Genomic DNA, 15,503 nt, shown 5'->3' on the forward strand with positions numbered 1-15,503 from the left:
GGACGGGCCACCTGCCTGGCGCGGCCCAGGCCGGTCGCTCCCCGGTCGCCCTGTCCCGGGCGGGCCACCTGCCTTGCGCGGCCCGCTCTACCTCGACCGACCCACGCGGGTCCGATCCCCCCGGGCGCCCTGCCCGGGACTCGGGTCACCTGCCTTGCGCGGCCGCCGCCCTACGCTGGACCGCCCCACGGGGGTCCGGTCACCCCTGGGCGCCCTCCCCGGGGCGGGACACACGGTTCCGGCCAACCTGCCCGAGGCGGCCCGCACGGTTCCGGTCGCCCTCCTCGGCCCGGCCCACCAGGCCCCCCGTCACTCCTCCTCCGGCTCCTCGCTGTGCGCGAAGAGCTTCAGGACCGGTACGCCGACCTTGTGGCGTGCCCGGGACGCCCAGTCCCGGTGGAAGAACTCCTCCACGTAGTGCGGGGCCGTCAGCACGATCACCTCGTCCGCGTTGGATTCCTCCACCACGGCCTTCATCTTGTCGATCGGGTGGTCCTCCACCACTTGGCCGACCGCCTCGCAGCCGGCGTTCCGAAGCGCCTGGAGGGAGCGCTCCAGCGCCCGCTCCGCGAGGGGCCGGGCCGCCTTCCCCTCCGGTTCGTCCGCCTCGCGGGCGGCTTCCTTCAGGTCGCCCAGGGCGACGTCGTCGATGGCACGCAGCAGGACATCGGCCTGGTCACCGCGCGGCTGCATCAGCACGATGAAGGACACACCCTCGTCGCCGTGCAGGGTGGTGACGAATTCCACGTCGACGGACGTCAGGGGCTTCTCGATCATCAAAACGCTTGTGAACACCTCAGGAGCCCTTCTGCGGAAACCATCCTTCCCCGTGACCGCACGGGGTCTGCGAGAGTAAGTGTGCCCAGCGGAAGCTAACCGGAACGGCAAATTCCGCTTCGTGTCAGATCCGACGGTAGCGGGTGAAAAGGAACCCGGCCTCCTCCAGTACCGACGCCACGGCGAAGCGCTTCGGGACGGCCACCGAGGGGCCTCCGGCGATCCGCTGCGCGTCCCCGGCCGTCATCGTCGGCGAGACCGTCAGACACAGCTCGTCGAGCACGTCCGCCGCCACGAACTGGCCGAGCAGCCGCGGCCCGCCCTCGGTCAGCTGCCGCCGCAGGCCGCGCTCGGCGAGCACGGCCACGGCTCGGGCCGGGTCCACCCCGGGCCCGTCGCCCGCGATCACCACCTCCGCGCCCGCCGCCTCCGCGGCGCTCACCCGCTCGGGCGCGGCGGCCGCCCCGGTCAGGATCAGCGTCGGCACGAGCGGCTCGGTGAACAGCGGTAGCGAGAAGTCGAGGTTCAGGGAGGCGGTGACCACGGCGATCACCGGCGCGGGCCCCTGTCCGGCGGCGACCCGGCGCTCGGCGAAGGCCGCCCGGGCCCGGGCGGGGCGGTACCCCTCCAGACGTACCGTCTCCGCCCCCACGACCACCACGTCGGCCAGTCCGCGGAGCGTCCCGAAGATCCGCATGTCGGTGTCGGAGGAGAGGGGCTGGGACCGGCCGTCGTGCTGGCCGGCGCCGTCGAGGGAGGAGACCATGTTGGCCCGCAGCCACACGCCGTCACCCTCCGGGTACGCGTAGGCGTCGGCGAGCTCGTCGAGGGACCACTCCCGGTCCCCGGCCGTGGCCTCGGCTGCTGTCATGTCCGTCACAGGGAACAGGCGTCGCATCCTCGCAGTCTGACACGGCGCTTAGAGTGGGGAACTGTGTCGACCCGTGCCCTCCCCGAAGCGGCTTCCACCGAAGCGGCCCCGCTCTCGCTCTGCTCCCGAGAGCCGCATGTCCCCGCCGAGCGTCTGGTCGCGGAGATGGTGCCGCCGCCGCGGTTCGACTCCGTGCGCTTCGACACGTACATCCCCGACCCGAACCAGCCGAGCCAGACCGAGGCCGTCAAGGCCCTGAGCGCCTTCGCCGAGGGGCTCGGCGGCGCCCACGCCAGCGGATCCGGCAAGCGTCCGGTCCTCGGCCGCTTGTTCGGGAGGGCCCCGAAGAACACCGCCCCCGCCGGGCCGCGCGGTGTCTATCTGGACGGCGGCTACGGCGTCGGCAAGACGCACCTGCTCGCCTCCCTCTGGCACGCCACCCCCGCCGAGCCCGCCCTCAAGGCCTTCGGCACCTTCGTGGAGCTGACCAACCTGGTCGGCGCGCTCGGCTTCCAGCAGACCGTGAAGACCCTCAGCGGGCACCGGCTGCTGTGCATCGACGAGTTCGAGCTGGACGACCCGGGCGACACCGTTCTCGTCTCCTCCCTGCTGAGCAGGCTCGTCGAGGAGGGTGTGGCGCTGGCCGCCACCTCCAACACGCTGCCGGGCAAACTGGGCGAGGGCCGGTTCGCCGCCGCCGACTTCCTGCGCGAGATCCAGGGCCTGTCCGCCCACTTCCGGCCGCTGCGGATCGACGGTGAGGACTACCGCCACCGCGGGCTGCCCGAGGCGCCCGCCCCGTTCTCCGACGAGCAGGTGGCGAAGGCGGCGTACGCGACCCCCGGCGCCTCGCTCGACGACTTCCCGCACCTCCTCGACCACCTGGCCAAGGTCCACCCCAGCCGCTACGGCGCCCTGACCGACGGTCTGAGCGCGGTCTGCCTCACCGACGTGTCCCCCGTGCCGGACCAGTCGACGGCGCTGCGGCTGGTGGTCCTCGCCGACCGGCTCTACGACCGGGAGATCCCGGTGCTCGCCTCCGGGCTGCCCTTCGACCGGCTGTTCAGTGAAGAGATGCTGAAGGGCGGGTACCGAAAGAAGTACTTCCGGGCGATCTCCCGGCTCACCGCGCTCGCCCGCGACGCAAAGGGGCTGGTGGAGCAGTAGGTTGGAGGCCATACCCGATCGAAAGGGATTCATCATGGCCGCAACCCGTTCCGCCCAGGCCGTCTGGGAGGGCGACCTCCTCAAGGGCTCGGGCACCGTCTCGCTCGACTCGTCCGGAATCGGCGAGTACCCGGTGTCCTGGCCGGCCCGTACCGACGAGGCGGCGAACGGCAGGACCAGCCCCGAGGAGCTGATCGCCGCCGCCCACTCCTCCTGCTTCAACATGGCCTTCTCCAACATCCTGGCCAAGGCCGGCAACGCGCCGACCCGCCTGGAGACGAAGGCCGACGTCACCTTCGTGCCGGGCCAGGGCATCACGGGCAGCCACCTCACCGTTCGCGGCGAGGTCCCCGGCCTGGACGCGGACGAGTTCCAGTCCCTCGCCGAGGACGCCAAGAAGAACTGCCCCGTGAGCCAGGCCTTGGCGGGAACGACGATCACGCTGACCGCCGAACTCGTCTGATCCTCTGATCCCTCACGCCCCATGAGGCCGTGTCGACCCGCATGGTTCACGTGTCACCACAGTGCGTGATACACACATGCGGGTCACACGTCACGTGTGCCACGTCACATCCTGTCCGCCAACGGGAAGCAGTGGTCGCCTCATGTCCCCAGAGCTGTCCGCAGACCTGTCCCCAACACGTCGTCAGATCCTCTCCCGCACCGGCGCGTCCGTCGCCGGCATCGCCTTCGCCGGAGCCCTCTCCGAACTCTTCGCCGGCAGCGCCGCGGCCGCCGGCGACACGGCCGGTTACGGCCCCCTCGTCCCCGACCCGGCCGGGCTCCTCGATCTCCCCCGGGGCTTCCGCTACAAGGTCCTGTCCCGGGAGGGCGACCGGCTCCGCTCCGGGCAGGGGCTCGTCCCCAGCAACCACGACGGCATGGGCGCCTTCGCCGGCCGGCGCGGTCGCGTGCACCTCGTCCGCAACCACGAGAACCGGACCACCGGCCGCATCGGCGTCCCGACCGTCGAGGGCCTGACCTACGACCCGGCGGCCAAGGGCGGCTGTACGGCTCTGGAGCTCGACGGCCGCGACACCATATGCGACGAGTACGTCGCCATCGCCGGCACCGCGGTCAACTGCGCGGGGGGGCCGACCCCGTGGGGCACCTGGCTCACCTGCGAGGAGACCGAGGACAAGGCCGGCACCAACGGCTACACCAAGGACCACGGGTTCATCTTCGAGGTCGACGGCGCGAACCCGCACCGCACCGGAGCCGTACCCCTCACCGCGATGGGCCGTTTCCAGCACGAGGCGATCGCCGTCGACCCGCGCCGCGGGATCGTGTACGAGACGGAGGACGCCTTCGAGAGGCCCTTCGGGCTCTTCTACCGCTTCCTCCCCCACAAGCCGCTGGGCGGCACCGGTTCACTGCGCGCCGGCGGAGCGCTGGAGGCCATGCGCGTCCCCGGAGTCCCCGACCTCTCCATGATCCAGGAGACGGGCGCGAGCTTCGACGGCGTCGAGTGGGTCCCCGTACCGGACCCACAGGCGGCCGAGACCCCCATCCGTCTGCAGGACTTCGGCCCCAAGGGCATCACGCACGCGCAGAAGCTGGAGGGCTGCTACTGGGGCGGACGCTCGGTGTACTTCGTCTCCAGCTTCGCCCGCACCAAGGACGGCTCGGCGGCGACCCACTTCGGCCAGGTGTGGAAGTACGAGCCGGACCGCCGCCGGCTCACGCTGGTCGTCGTCTTCGGGCCGAGCACGGACATCCGGCTGCCCGGCGAGTCCCCGGACAACATCTGCCTGGCGCCCAGCGGCGGTCTGATGGTCTGCGAGGACGGCGACGGCGCCCAGCACGTCTACGGCCTGACCCGGCGCGGCGAGGTGTACGCGGTGGCCCGCAACGCGCAGAACATCGGGACGCCCGAGGCCCCGGAGTGGGGCGAGTTCGCGGGCGTCACGTTCTCCCCCGACCGGCGGACCATGTACGTCAACTGCTACACGCCGGGAACGACGTTCGCGGTGACGGGCCCATGGCGCTGAGGTAGGCACCGCCCGCCCACCCGCTTCCGGTCGCGCCACGAGCCCCGCGTCGGGCCCGTCGACGCGGCCGGTCGCGGGTGTGGCGGAGTGCCTCAGGAGGCTAATGGCCGTGTGAGCGGCGCCAGTTCCTGATGTACCGGCCCAGGCTGTCGGTGACGTACGGCCGTCCGTGGTCGGAGACACCTCCGAGGAGGTCCAGGGCATCGCGCGACGCCAGCTCGTCCAGCAACCGGTCGAGGAGCCGGGAATCGTCACCACCGTGGTGCAGACGGTCGGCGAAGCGGCCGGCCGTCCTGCCGTCGCCGAGCTCCGCCACGAACGTGAAGAGCCTCTCGACGCCGCTCGGGTCCAAGCGGAGAACACCCTCGTGGAACCGTGCGTCTTCGCCCGTCGACTGCGTCCGCAGGTCACCACCCCGCAGCAGCATATGGACGATGACCTGTCGGGCCACCTCGCGCAGTCCCGCGTCCAGGAGCCCCACCGCCACCAGGAGCGGGAAACCGCCGTCGGTGTTGAGCCGTGCCGCCACCACACGAGCGGTGGCGGGGACGCGCAGGCGGGCGGGCGTGTCCACGGTAGCGTTACGGATCAGGAGGACCGCGTCGGACGGCTCGGTCGTCCGACGCACGACAGCCGCCAGGACCAGGTCACCCTGGGAAGGCATGCCGCCGGTGTACGTCAGCCCGTGGTGGAGATGTCCGATGTTCCGGGCGGTCACCCGGGAGGCCACCGCCGGCACCCAGGCGTCCAGGACGATCGACCGCGACCGCTCGGCTTGCTCCCGCTGCCACGTGCGGATCCGGGCCACCTCCGGAGCGAACCGGATGATGTCGTCGGCGGGACGCAGCCTGCCGACATCGGTGACCAGGGGTTCCAGCCAGGCATCGTCCCCCTCGCCGGCCAGCAGCCAGTCCACCAGCTCCACGATGTCTTCCAGCGGCCGCGACCACGCCGCCTCCGTCAGCTCCCGTGCCACCTCGGGGAAGTTCTCCTCCTCCCACATGCGCAGCAGCCGGTCCTTGAAGGCCTCCAAGGGGACCTCTGCCGCCGGGCCCCGTTCCGAGAGTTCCTCCTCCAGGCGCAGGACGTGATCCCGGAGGTCCTCGCTGCGGCGCTCGGCGTCCGCGCGGAGGCGTTCGGCGTCCACGAGGTCCTTCCTGAGCTGCTCGATCTCCCGCAGGAGTCCCTGCTGCGAGGCGCCCCAGTCCAGGCGCAGCTGCGTCAGGTCGTCGGCGGCGTGCCGGGCCTCGGACTCCTTCTTCTCCAGGAGCGCGTGCAGCGCCTCGATGTTGCGGTGTGCGCGCTCGGTCTCCCGGCGCGAGCGGGCCAGTTCTCCCCGCAGGCTCTCCAGTTCGTACTCGGCCGGGTTGCAGACGCGCAGCGCCTCCAGGCGCTGGTTGCGCAGAGCCTCCTTGGCCGGCAGCTGGAGCGGTGCTCCGACGTGCTCCTCCACCTCCGCGACGAGTCGGTCGATGAACTCCTGGGGCGCGAGCCGCTGCCCGCCCAAGTAGCGGGAGACGGCGGACTTGTCGAGATGGACGCGGTGCGCGTACTGGTTCTGGCTGATGCCGAGCCTGTTGAACAGCTCCTTCAACACATTGCCGAGGGCCGCAACTTCGGCCACCTCTCCGCGCTCCACGCGCGACGAATTCCCCCGCGTACGGGCCACTTCGGTCATGCTGCTCCCCCCGATGACGTTGACGCCGCGTCGGCAACCGGTTGCGGCTTCCGCAACGTACCCGATCCGTCCGACGGTGATCTCGCCCCCTCCGGGCCATCCACTCCGTCCACCGAGGAAGGACCCACTCTTCTCATGCGTACTCTCCGCTGGGCGCAGCGCGCGCTCATCGTGCTGGTGTCGACGCTGCCCCTGCTCGTCGTGACGCTGGCCTTCGTGCCCGCGCTGCTCGTTCTCCCGTTCCTTCGGCACCGTGCCCCGCACTCGCAGGCGATGGTGCGACAGCTCACCGCGTGGACTCGCGCGCTGCTGCTGTCGAGCCGCGAGCGTTGAGCGATGCGATCGGATAACTTCCGTTCGTGACGATTTCTGTACGAAGAATGTCGGCGCTTGCTCTGTTGGGCGCCGTTCTTGTCGGTTGCGGTGGGGGTACGGCCGTCACGGCGACTCCCACCTCCGGCACCACCACGCGGGCGACGGGCTCCGCCTCCGCCGCGCCCGGGCCGGCGACCGTCCGCAAGGCGCCGCCCACCATGGCACCCGGGCCCGGTGGCCTCACACCGGTGTACACGCACCGGGCCAAGGGCCGGGAGAAGGTCGTGGCGCTCACCTTCGACGCCGACATGACGGCCGACCAGGGGCCGCGCGCGGCCGCCGGTGAGCGGTTCGACAACCCGGCGCTGATCGAGACGCTGCGCCGGCTCGGGGTCGACTCCACCGTCTTCATGACGGGCCGCTGGGCCGAGGAGTACCCCGACCAGGCACGCTCGATCGGCAACGACCCCCGTTTCGAGATCGCCAACCACTCCTACAGCCACTACTCCTTCGCCTCCCCCTGCTACGGCCTTCCGACGGTGCCGAAGAAGGACATGGCCGCCGACGTACGGCGGGCCTTCGACGCGTTCCGCAAGGCCGGGGCGCGCAACGTCGTGCCGTACTTCCGCTTTCCCGGCGGCTGCTACGACGACGAGGCGCTGCACGCCCTGGCGCCCGCCCGGGTGACGGCGGTGCAGTGGGACGTGGTCAGCGGCGACGCGTTCGCCAAGGACGGTGACGCCGTCGCCCAGCAGGTCCTGGACGGGGTGAAGCCCGGCTCGCTCGTGGTCATGCACTGCACCCGCAGCGCGGCGCCCGTCACGGAACAGGCGATCCGCCGGATCGTCCCGGAGCTGCGGGCCAGGGGCTACCGCTTCGTCAAGGTCTCCGAGCTGATGGCCACCCCCTGACACGCGGGGGCGTGGGCCGCCGGGCCTGGGGCGAAAGCGACTCGTCGGGTCTCCGTGGCCTGTGCCACCCTGCCGGAGTGAACATCGAGAGCTTCGGGGCAGCTGGGGAGCGGCCGGCCGGCTGGGTCCGGCGGAGGACCGATGACGACCTCGCGGAGTGTGTGAGGGTGCTCGCGGAAGTCCACCGCCGTGACGGTTACCCGGTGAACTGGCCGGACCGGCCCCGAGAGTGGCTGTCCCACGCTTCCCCGCTCGGAACCTGGGTCGCCGGACTCGGCGGCCGTGTCGTCGGCCATGTCGGGCTGTCCCGAAGCGGCGAAGGAGACCTGGCCCCCAGCCTGTGGAGCGAGCGGAACGGGACGAGCGAGGAGCGGACCGCGGTGGTCAGCCGGCTGTTCGTCGCCCCGCGGGCCAGAGGGCACGGGATCGGCGCCCTGCTGATCGGCCGAGCCGTGGAGGAAGCGCGCGGGCGCGGCCTGCACCCGGTGCTCGACGTCGTGGCGTCCGACACCGCCGCGGCAGCCCTGTACGAGCGGCTGGGCTGGGAACGGCTGGCCACGGTCGAGCAGCGCTGGAGCCCGTCCCAGCTGGTCGCCGTCCACTGTTACGCGGCGGCCTCCTGAGCGTTGTTCGCGCTGGACCGTGACCGCTGCACCGTGACAGCGCCCTAGCCGGAGCAGGCGGTGCGTTCCGCCTCGCGCCATTCGCACACCGGGCAGAGGGTGATGCCCTTCGTCGACTCGGGGTACTCGGTCGGCTCCCCGCACAGCACGCACATGGCGTACGGCTCGTCGGCCGCCGTGTCCGGAGCCGGCGCCGTCGCCCGGCTCGTGGGCTCGCGGTCAGGGGTGTTCACGTCCCCGGCGTCCCTTGCGTCCATGTCTTCGAGGGTACTCACTCCCGCCAGGCCGTGGCCCGGCACGCCAGCGCCACGGCGCCGGCCGCGACCAGCAGGGCGCCGACCAGGGCGAGCCAGGGCAGCGGGACGGTCGCGGTGCGGTCGCCGGTGACCAGGCCCGTCATGACGGACTTCGCCGGGGAGCCGCTGGTCACCAGGGCGAGCAGCGAGCCGAGGACGAGGGCCGCGAGGGACGGGCCTCGGGCGTGCAGGAACGGCCGGGCGGAGAGGGTGCCCACGGCCGTGCCGGTCAGGACGCAGACGGCCGTGGCGAGGAGCCCGGCGGCACCGGCGGCGAACGGGTCGACCCGGCGCAGGTCGCTGATCGCGGTCAGCCCGAGGACGGCGACCGTGCCGACGAGCGCCGCGCACCCCAGGCCGGCCAGCACCGCCGCGAGATGCGCCCGCTCCCGGCCCGCGGCGGCCGCCAGCACGCTCCGGGCGGCGGCGGGCTCCTGACCGAGGCAGAGCCGTACGACCCACGCGGTCACGGGGAGCAGCCCGGCGGTCGCGTAGCCGAGGGTGCCGAGCACGGGCTCCCCGGCTCGGACGCCCACAGCGAGGTACGCGGCGTAGAGGAGGAAGGGCGCGAGCCAGCGCTGGGACCGCAGAAGCAGGGCGGTGTGGTAGCGGAGCAGTGCGGTCATACCCGTACGCCTTCGGTACCGAGCTGGTGGATGTGCCAGGCGGGGCGGGCGGTCAGCAGCTCACGGAGCAGCGCGTCGGAGTGCGCCGCGTCGACGGTGAGGACGGTGGTGGCGTCGGGCCCGGGGGCTTGCGCGGGCGCTCCCGGGAGGCCGTCGGGCAGCGTTCCGCCGCCGGAGACCACGATCCGCACGCGGACGGGCTCGCCGCCGACCGCCTCCGGCACGGAGCACGGCACCGGTCCCGGGTCGGGCACCGCCGTGGAGTCGGGCGCTGGAACGAGGCCGGACACCAGCGGGGAGCCGGGCACCGCCCGCGGCCCGGAATCCCGTACCGGCGCGGAACCCGGCACTACCCCCTGATCCGCCCCCGGCCCGGGACCCCGCACCGGTGCTCGCCACGGGTCCCGAGCGGCCCGGCGTACCGCGCCCGCCTCCACCGCGTGGACCGCGTCGGCCTCACCCGCGAGCCGGCGCGGGTCGTGGTCGACGAAGACCACCGTCCCGCCGGCCGCGACACGGGCGCGGACCGCGTGGTCCAGTTCCCGGCGCGCTCCCTCGTCCAGGCCGGTCCACGCCTCGTCCAGGACGAGCAGCGGCGGCTCCGCGAGCAGGGCCTGGGCGACGGCGACCTTCTGGCTGGTGCCCTTGGAGAGTTCGGCGAGCGGGGCGTCCGCGAAGCCGCCCGCCGCGAACCGGTCCAGCCACTCACCCGCCCGCGCCGCCGCCCGCGCCCGGCCGAGCCCCTGGACGCGCCCGAGGTGGACGAGATAGCCGCGCGCGGTGAACGGCAGGGCGGCCGGGAAGCGTTCGGGAACGTACGCCGTGCGCGGCGGCCGTCCCCGGATCCGGCCCTCCGAGGGGGCGTCGATGCCCGCGATCAGGCGCAGCAGCGTCGACTTGCCGGTGCCGTTGGTGCCGGTGATCCGGACGAGGGTGCCGGCGGGCAGGGTGAGGTCCACCCCGCGCAGGACCCATGGCCCGCGCAAGCCGTAACGGCGCCCCACCCGCTCCAGCTTCAGGGCTTCCGGCGGCTTCAGCTCGCCGACGCCTTCTGCGGGGTCAGCTCGCTCGGCCGGACGATGACGAAGCCCTCGCCCTCCAGTTTCAGCTGGACTGCCTCGCCCGAGCCGCCGCGCATCATCGAGCCGATGGACTGCGAGCGGTGCAGTGAGGTGTGCAGCCGCTCGCTCCAGCCGACGACGGCGTCGGTGTCGACGAAGACCGGGGTCCCCGCGCTGACGGGGATGACGATCGGGGTGCCGTCGCAGACCAGGGCGATCTTGCCGTAGCCGGTGAAGACGCTGTTGAAGAGGCCGCCTCCGGTCATCCCGGCGCCCTTCACGGTCTTGATCTCGTACGAGAGGGTCGAGTCGAAGCAGAGCACGTTGCGGCCGTTCACGGTGAGCGCGTCGTTCTGCTCGATCTCGACGATGAAGCAGTTCTGCGCCTCGTGCGCGAACCACGCCTCGCCCTGGCCGCGGACGGCCATCAGCGCCAGGCCCTCGCCCGTGACGGCGCGCTTCAGCATGCCGCCGATGCCCTGGCCCTTGCGCTCGAACTGCAGGTCGCCGCGGAAGGCGATCATCGCGCCCTGCCGTGCGTGCATCTCGCCGTTGACCGCGTACTTGACGGACTTGGCGTTCTGCAGGGTCATGCCCGGCGCCGTCGCGGCCTCGGCGAGGTGTTCGGCGGAGAAAAGATCGCTCTTCATGAGGTGCATCCTGACCCGGAACCTCCCATTCCTACAAGAATCGCTTCCCGTCGGCAGTGGCAGACTTGCCGGGTGAGCAGCAACGAGACCGATTCCCGGGACGACAAGCCCCAGTTCGTCCTCCCCCTCGTCGTCCGGATCGAGCGGGATGAGCCCCCGGCTCGTACCGACGCGCTGGAGACGGCCGCCCGCGCGGTCCTCGCGATCCTCGCCGACGAACGTTCGAACGGCGACGGGGAGTGGGCGCGGGCCATGCACGACTGGCAGGACGCCCGGATCCGCAAGGTGGTGCGCCGGGCGCGCGGCGCGGAGTGGCGGCGCGCGGGTGCGCTGCCGGGCATCACCGTGCACGGTGACACCGCGGAGGTACGGGTGTTCCCTCCGGTCCCGCTGGACGGCTGGCCCAAGGAGCTGGCCAGGCTCCAGGTCTCGGGCACCCACCTGGAGGACCCCGCCGAACCCGGCGCGGCACCGGCGGGGGCGGCGCGGCTGTGGCTCAACCCGCGGGTCGACATGTCGGCGGGCAAGACGATGGCGCAGGCCGGGCACGGCGCTCAGTTGCTCTGGTGGGCGATGACGGAACCCGACCGCAAGGCGTGGCGGGAGGCGGGCTTCCCGCTGGCCGTCCGCACGGCGGACCCGGCGCGCTGGGACGAGCTGGTCACGAGCGGACTGCCGGTGGTGAGGGACGCCGGGTTCACGGAGATCGCCCCCGGGGAGACGGTCGTGGCCGAGGGCAGCGATCGCTACCGCCCTCTCCCGTGGCCTTGACCGCGGCCGTGGCGCCGTGACCGTGGCCGTGGGGGCGTGACCGCGATCACGACCGAGACCGTGACCGCGTAAAAGATGCCCGGTTCCGTCCCGGACTGAACACGCCCGTCCCTCCCCGCGTATCTCCCGATATCGCCAAGCGGGTTGAAGAGCCGCCTGGTTGACGGTTCAGTCTGCGGTGACACCGCACGCACGCTCGGGAGACACCTTGCCGCTACGCGTCAACGGAACGGTACTCATCATCGCGGCGCTGGTCGCGACGGTCGGCGCCCTCGCCTTCCCTGTCTGGTCCTACGCCGACCGCTCCGGCACCGGCCAGGCCAACCTCAACGCCTCCACCGTGGCCACCCAGTGGGGGCCGCTCTCCGCCACGGACCGGGACCTGCTGGTCAAGGTGCGGCTCGCCGGCCTGTGGGAGCTCCCCGCCGGCCAGCAGGCCATCGAACGCGCCCCCAGCCAGGCCATCGTGGACTGCGGCGACCATCTGGTCGTCGGCCACACGGATCTGGACCGGCGCGCCCGCGACGTGGCGGCGAAGCTGGGCGTGGAGCTGCCCAACCAGCCCACCGAGCAGCAGCAGGCCTGGCTCCGGGAGCTGACCGCGGCGCGCGGGGAGGAGTACGAGCGGAAGTTCGCGAACCTGCTGCGCAACGCGCACGGCAAGGTGTTCGCGCTGATCGCGGAGGTCCGGCACACCACGCGCAACGCCCTGATACGGCAGTTGGCGAGCGACGCGAACCAGACGGTGCTCGACCACATCACCATGCTGGAGGCCACCGGGATGGTCGACTTCGACGCGCTGGCGAACGAGGCGGCGGGCCGGAAGACGGCGAGCCCGACCGGCCCCGGAGTCGTGCCGGCGCCCGCGGTTCCCTCGCCGGTCCTCCCGTCGGGGACGGACCAGTCGTTCACCTCTCGCCCGGTTCCGGAGGCGGGGATCGTCACCCCGCACTCGTAGAAGGGTCGGCGGCGGCCTGGTCCGGAAGCTCAAATCAACCTCTGAACGTCCCCCCGGCTGGATTCGAACGGATCCGGCGGGGCCATCACGTGAGGGACTGAAGGAGGGGGACATGACGGAACTCGGCATCGGCATCGGCTGGCGACCGGAGATCGCGGGGGCGGTGGAGGCGCTGCCCGGCATCGACTGGGTGGAGGTCGTCGCGGAGAACCTCTGCGCGGGACACCTCCCGGACTCGCTGGCGCGGCTGCGCTCGCGCGGGGTCACGGTCGTTCCGCACGGGGTCTCGCTGGGGCTCGGCGGCGCGGACCGGCCGGACGCGGGGCGGCTCGCGGAGCTGGCGGCGAAGGCGACGGCGCTGGGGGCGCCGCTGGTGACGGAGCACATCGCGTTCGTACGGGCCGGGGGCCCGCTGACCGCGACCCCGGTGCTGGAGGCCGGGCACCTGCTGCCGGTGCCCCGCACCTGGGACGCGCTCGACGTGCTCTGCGACAACGTCCGGATCGCGCAGGACGCGCTGCCGGTGCCGCTGGCGCTGGAGAACATCGCGGCGCTGATCTCGTGGCCGGGCGAGGAGCTGACGGAGGGCCAGTTCCTGGCGGAGCTGGTGGAGCGTACGGGGGTACGGCTCCTGATCGACGTCGCGAACCTCCACACCAACCACGTCAACCGTGGCGAGGACCCGTCGAAGGCCCTCTCCGAACTCCCGGTCGAGGCGATCGCGTACGTCCATGTCGCGGGCGGTCTCGAGCGCGACGGCGTCTGGCACGACACCCACGCCCACCCGGTCCCGCCCGCGGTCCTCACCATCCTGGCCGACCTGGCCTCCCGGATCACCCCGCCGGGGGTCCTGCTGGAGCGCGACGACCACTTCCCGCCGCCGGAGGAGTTGGCGGCGGAACTCACGGCGATCCGCACGACGCTGTCGGCGGCGGAGAGGGGAGGGGCGGGCCGCGGAGCCACGGGGGAGGCGGCACCCGGTCGCGGGGCCGCGGAAGCGTCTGGCGGCGAAGCCGCCGCGCCGGAGCCGGAAGCGCCACGTCGCAGAACCACCGCTGAGGCGGCACCCGGTCGCGGAGCCGCCGCGGATGCGGCGCCCCTCGATGAGCCCCCGCTGCTCATCGGCGCGGGCGCCCGGGCCTCCGGCGGCCCGATGCCGAAGCCACCGGCCGCCCCGGTGACGGTCGCACCGCCCGCCCCGGAGCGAAACCCCCACACCCCGCGCGACGGTGCCCGGGAGCGGGTCGCGGTCGCGGAGGCCGCGTTGTTGTCGGCGCTCGTCGCCGGGACGCCCGTGCCCGAAGGGTTCGATACGCGGCGGCTCGGTGTGCAGAGCCGGGCGCTCGCGGCAAAGCGCGCCGACGTGGTCGCCAAGGTGGCCCCCGAGCTGCCCCAGATCCTCGGTGACGGCTACCGGCCGGCGTTCCTGGCGTACGCCGGATCCCGGCCCATGACCGGCGGTTACCGCCGCGACGCGCTCGACTTCGTCGAGCATCTGCTCGTCGCCGGCCGCCCCGAGGACCCCGAGGCGCGCCGCCGCCTCACCCACTGGTGGCAGGACCGCTCCGGTTCCCGCCCGCCCGGCCGGGCGACGCGCCTGGCCAGGGCCGCCCGCGCCGCGCTCGTCAGGAGGTGAGCGGGGCATGAACACACTCGCCGTACTGTTCTACCCGGCCGCGGCCGCCGCCGTGGTCCTCCTGATCGTCAAGGCGTCCCGCACGCGCACCCGCACCGGCCCCGGCATCCCGGTCGTCGACCGCCACGAGGCGGCCTTCCTCAACGGCGGCCCGGCCAGGGTCGTCGACGCCGCCCTCACCGCGCTCCGGACGGACGGCCGGATCGTCATCGGCGGACCGGGCATCGTCTCCGTTCTGCGTCCCACCGCCCACGACCACGTCGAGCGCGCCGTCCTCCAGGAGCACGCGGCCGCGCCGCACGGCGCCCTGCACCATCTGCGGCTTGTCGCGATGCGGCACCCGGCCGTCCAGGAGATCGGCGACGGCCTGGCGGCGCGCGGGCTGCTCGTGACGCCCGCCGTGCGCCGTTCCGCCGTCCGCTGGAGCGCCGCCGTGGGCATCACCTGCTTCGCTCTGCTGCCCGTCTCGTTCATCCTCACGTTCGTCCAGCTCACGACGGTGGAGGGCCACGACTTCCCGGTCCCGTTCATCCTCGCGGTGCTGCCCGCTCTGCTCGCGACGGGGATCACGGCCTTGGTGTGCGGTTCGATCGCCTCCGCCCGGGTCACCCCGGCGGGCCGCCGCGCCGTCGCCTCGTACCGTCGGTCGTACGGACATCTCGCCGACGCCGGTCACCTGGTGGCCCTTCACGGGCTGCGCGCCGTGCCGGACCCGGTGCTGCGGGAGCAACTGCTGGCGGCGGCACGGATCCCCGGCCCCCGGGCGCGGGCCGGCGGCGGAATCCCCGCGGACAGCTCCGGCTCGGCGGCTCCGGTCACGGTGTGGTGCGCGGCCGCTGCCGGCGGCGAGATCGGCGGCGGAGGCTGCGGTGCGGGCGGAGGCAGCGGCGGCGGGGGCGGCTGCTCCGGTGGGTCCTGCTCCGGCGGAGGGGGAGGTTCCAGCTGCGGCGGCTCCAGCTCCGGCGGGAGCTCCTGTTCGAGCAGCAGCGGGTCGAGCAGCGGTGGTTCGAGCTGCGGCGGATCGAGTTCCAGCAGCTGAGGGGCGACCGGCACCCGGACCGCGCGGGGGGCGCGTCGGGGGCATGTGCCCCGACACCGGCCGACGGTCCTTTACTTCCCGTCCCCGCCCGCCAACGATCCCTTCGTCCCCGCTTGTCCGCGCGTACGAAGGG

Annotated in this window: 17 protein-coding genes; 10 read left to right on the forward strand and 7 right to left on the reverse strand. The window is 73.0% G+C overall.

Features of this window, described 5'->3' with window-relative positions; translation table 11 throughout:
- Nucleotides 1-309: 309 nt before the first annotated feature.
- Nucleotides 310-795, reverse strand: a complete 486-nt coding sequence (locus tag ACIRB4_RS27130; protein ID WP_403294809.1) for an indole-3-glycerol phosphate synthase — start codon at nucleotides 793-795, stop codon at nucleotides 310-312.
- A 106-nt stretch (nucleotides 796-901) separates the two neighbouring features.
- A complete protein-coding gene (locus ACIRB4_RS27135) occupies nucleotides 902-1,675 on the reverse strand; it encodes a pyrimidine reductase family protein (protein WP_403294811.1) in 774 nt (257 codons plus the stop codon).
- A 36-nt stretch (nucleotides 1,676-1,711) separates the two neighbouring features.
- On the opposite strand from ACIRB4_RS27135, the gene zapE reads away from it, so the two are divergent.
- The 3 genes from zapE (at nucleotide 1,712) to ACIRB4_RS27150 (ending at nucleotide 4,806) form a co-directional block, all read left to right on the forward strand.
- A complete protein-coding gene (gene zapE, locus ACIRB4_RS27140) occupies nucleotides 1,712-2,815 on the forward strand; it encodes a cell division protein ZapE (protein WP_403294812.1) in 1,104 nt (367 codons plus the stop codon).
- A 34-nt stretch (nucleotides 2,816-2,849) separates the two neighbouring features.
- The gene (locus tag ACIRB4_RS27145; protein ID WP_403294813.1) at nucleotides 2,850-3,278 is read left to right on the forward strand and encodes an OsmC family protein; all 429 of its coding nucleotides are present in this window, start codon (nucleotides 2,850-2,852) and stop codon (nucleotides 3,276-3,278) included.
- Nucleotides 3,279-3,420: 142 nt separating this feature from the next.
- Complete coding sequence (locus ACIRB4_RS27150) at nucleotides 3,421-4,806, forward strand: alkaline phosphatase PhoX (RefSeq protein WP_403294814.1); 1,386 nt, start codon at nucleotides 3,421-3,423, stop codon at nucleotides 4,804-4,806.
- Nucleotides 4,807-4,906: 100 nt separating this feature from the next.
- Here the strand turns inward: ACIRB4_RS27150 and ACIRB4_RS27155 are convergent, their stop codons facing one another.
- Nucleotides 4,907-6,430 carry a helix-turn-helix domain-containing protein gene (locus ACIRB4_RS27155; protein WP_403294815.1) on the reverse strand — a complete coding sequence of 508 codons (1,524 nt, stop codon included), beginning with the start codon at nucleotides 6,428-6,430 and terminating at the stop codon, nucleotides 4,907-4,909.
- A gap of 189 nt (nucleotides 6,431-6,619) precedes the next feature.
- Between ACIRB4_RS27155 and ACIRB4_RS27160 the strand changes: the two genes are divergently transcribed.
- The 3 genes from ACIRB4_RS27160 to ACIRB4_RS27170 all read left to right on the forward strand — a co-directional run bounded on the left by ACIRB4_RS27160 (nucleotide 6,620) and on the right by ACIRB4_RS27170 (nucleotide 8,333).
- Nucleotides 6,620-6,817, forward strand: a complete 198-nt coding sequence (locus ACIRB4_RS27160; RefSeq protein WP_391934523.1) for a hypothetical protein — start codon at nucleotides 6,620-6,622, stop codon at nucleotides 6,815-6,817.
- Between the two features lie 47 nt (nucleotides 6,818-6,864).
- Nucleotides 6,865-7,710, forward strand: a complete 846-nt coding sequence (locus ACIRB4_RS27165) for a polysaccharide deacetylase family protein (RefSeq protein WP_403294816.1) — start codon at nucleotides 6,865-6,867, stop codon at nucleotides 7,708-7,710.
- A gap of 161 nt (nucleotides 7,711-7,871) precedes the next feature.
- A complete protein-coding gene (locus ACIRB4_RS27170; protein ID WP_403294868.1) occupies nucleotides 7,872-8,333 on the forward strand; it encodes a GNAT family N-acetyltransferase in 462 nt (153 codons plus the stop codon).
- A 44-nt stretch (nucleotides 8,334-8,377) separates the two neighbouring features.
- Here the strand turns inward: ACIRB4_RS27170 and ACIRB4_RS27175 are convergent, their stop codons facing one another.
- From ACIRB4_RS27175 to ACIRB4_RS27190, 4 genes are read right to left on the reverse strand one after another with little or no spacing between them, the layout of a single operon-like run.
- Nucleotides 8,378-8,590 carry a hypothetical protein gene (locus ACIRB4_RS27175; RefSeq protein ID WP_403294817.1) on the reverse strand — a complete coding sequence of 71 codons (213 nt, stop codon included), beginning with the start codon at nucleotides 8,588-8,590 and terminating at the stop codon, nucleotides 8,378-8,380.
- Nucleotides 8,591-8,604: 14 nt separating this feature from the next.
- Nucleotides 8,605-9,255 carry an ABC transporter gene (locus tag ACIRB4_RS27180; RefSeq protein WP_403294818.1) on the reverse strand — a complete coding sequence of 217 codons (651 nt, stop codon included), beginning with the start codon at nucleotides 9,253-9,255 and terminating at the stop codon, nucleotides 8,605-8,607.
- Nucleotides 9,252-10,259, reverse strand: coding sequence for an ATP-binding cassette domain-containing protein (locus tag ACIRB4_RS27185; RefSeq protein ID WP_403294819.1), 1,008 nt, complete (start codon nucleotides 10,257-10,259; stop codon nucleotides 9,252-9,254). The genes ACIRB4_RS27180 and ACIRB4_RS27185 overlap by 4 nt, the downstream gene beginning before the upstream one ends.
- A 29-nt stretch (nucleotides 10,260-10,288) precedes the next feature.
- Nucleotides 10,289-10,966 carry an AIM24 family protein gene (locus ACIRB4_RS27190; RefSeq protein ID WP_403294820.1) on the reverse strand — a complete coding sequence of 226 codons (678 nt, stop codon included), beginning with the start codon at nucleotides 10,964-10,966 and terminating at the stop codon, nucleotides 10,289-10,291.
- Nucleotides 10,967-11,038: 72 nt separating this feature from the next.
- Between ACIRB4_RS27190 and ACIRB4_RS27195 the strand changes: the two genes are divergently transcribed.
- The 4 genes from ACIRB4_RS27195 to ACIRB4_RS27210 all read left to right on the forward strand — a co-directional run bounded on the left by ACIRB4_RS27195 (nucleotide 11,039) and on the right by ACIRB4_RS27210 (nucleotide 15,370).
- Complete coding sequence (locus ACIRB4_RS27195; protein ID WP_403294821.1) at nucleotides 11,039-11,737, forward strand: peptidyl-tRNA hydrolase; 699 nt, start codon at nucleotides 11,039-11,041, stop codon at nucleotides 11,735-11,737.
- 208 nt (nucleotides 11,738-11,945) lie between these two features.
- Complete coding sequence (locus ACIRB4_RS27200; protein ID WP_403294822.1) at nucleotides 11,946-12,695, forward strand: DUF4142 domain-containing protein; 750 nt, start codon at nucleotides 11,946-11,948, stop codon at nucleotides 12,693-12,695.
- A gap of 112 nt (nucleotides 12,696-12,807) precedes the next feature.
- Entirely contained in the window at nucleotides 12,808-14,331 is a 1,524-nt protein-coding gene (locus tag ACIRB4_RS27205) for a DUF692 domain-containing protein (RefSeq protein ID WP_403294823.1), read from the forward strand.
- A gap of 7 nt (nucleotides 14,332-14,338) precedes the next feature.
- Nucleotides 14,339-15,370 carry a TIGR04222 domain-containing membrane protein gene (locus ACIRB4_RS27210; RefSeq protein ID WP_403294824.1) on the forward strand — a complete coding sequence of 344 codons (1,032 nt, stop codon included), beginning with the start codon at nucleotides 14,339-14,341 and terminating at the stop codon, nucleotides 15,368-15,370.
- The last annotated feature ends 133 nt before the right edge of the window (nucleotides 15,371-15,503 follow it).

It is taken from the genome of Streptomyces sp. NPDC093600 (assembly GCF_044764755.1).
Taxonomy (GTDB): Bacteria; Actinomycetota; Actinomycetes; order Streptomycetales; family Streptomycetaceae; genus Streptomyces.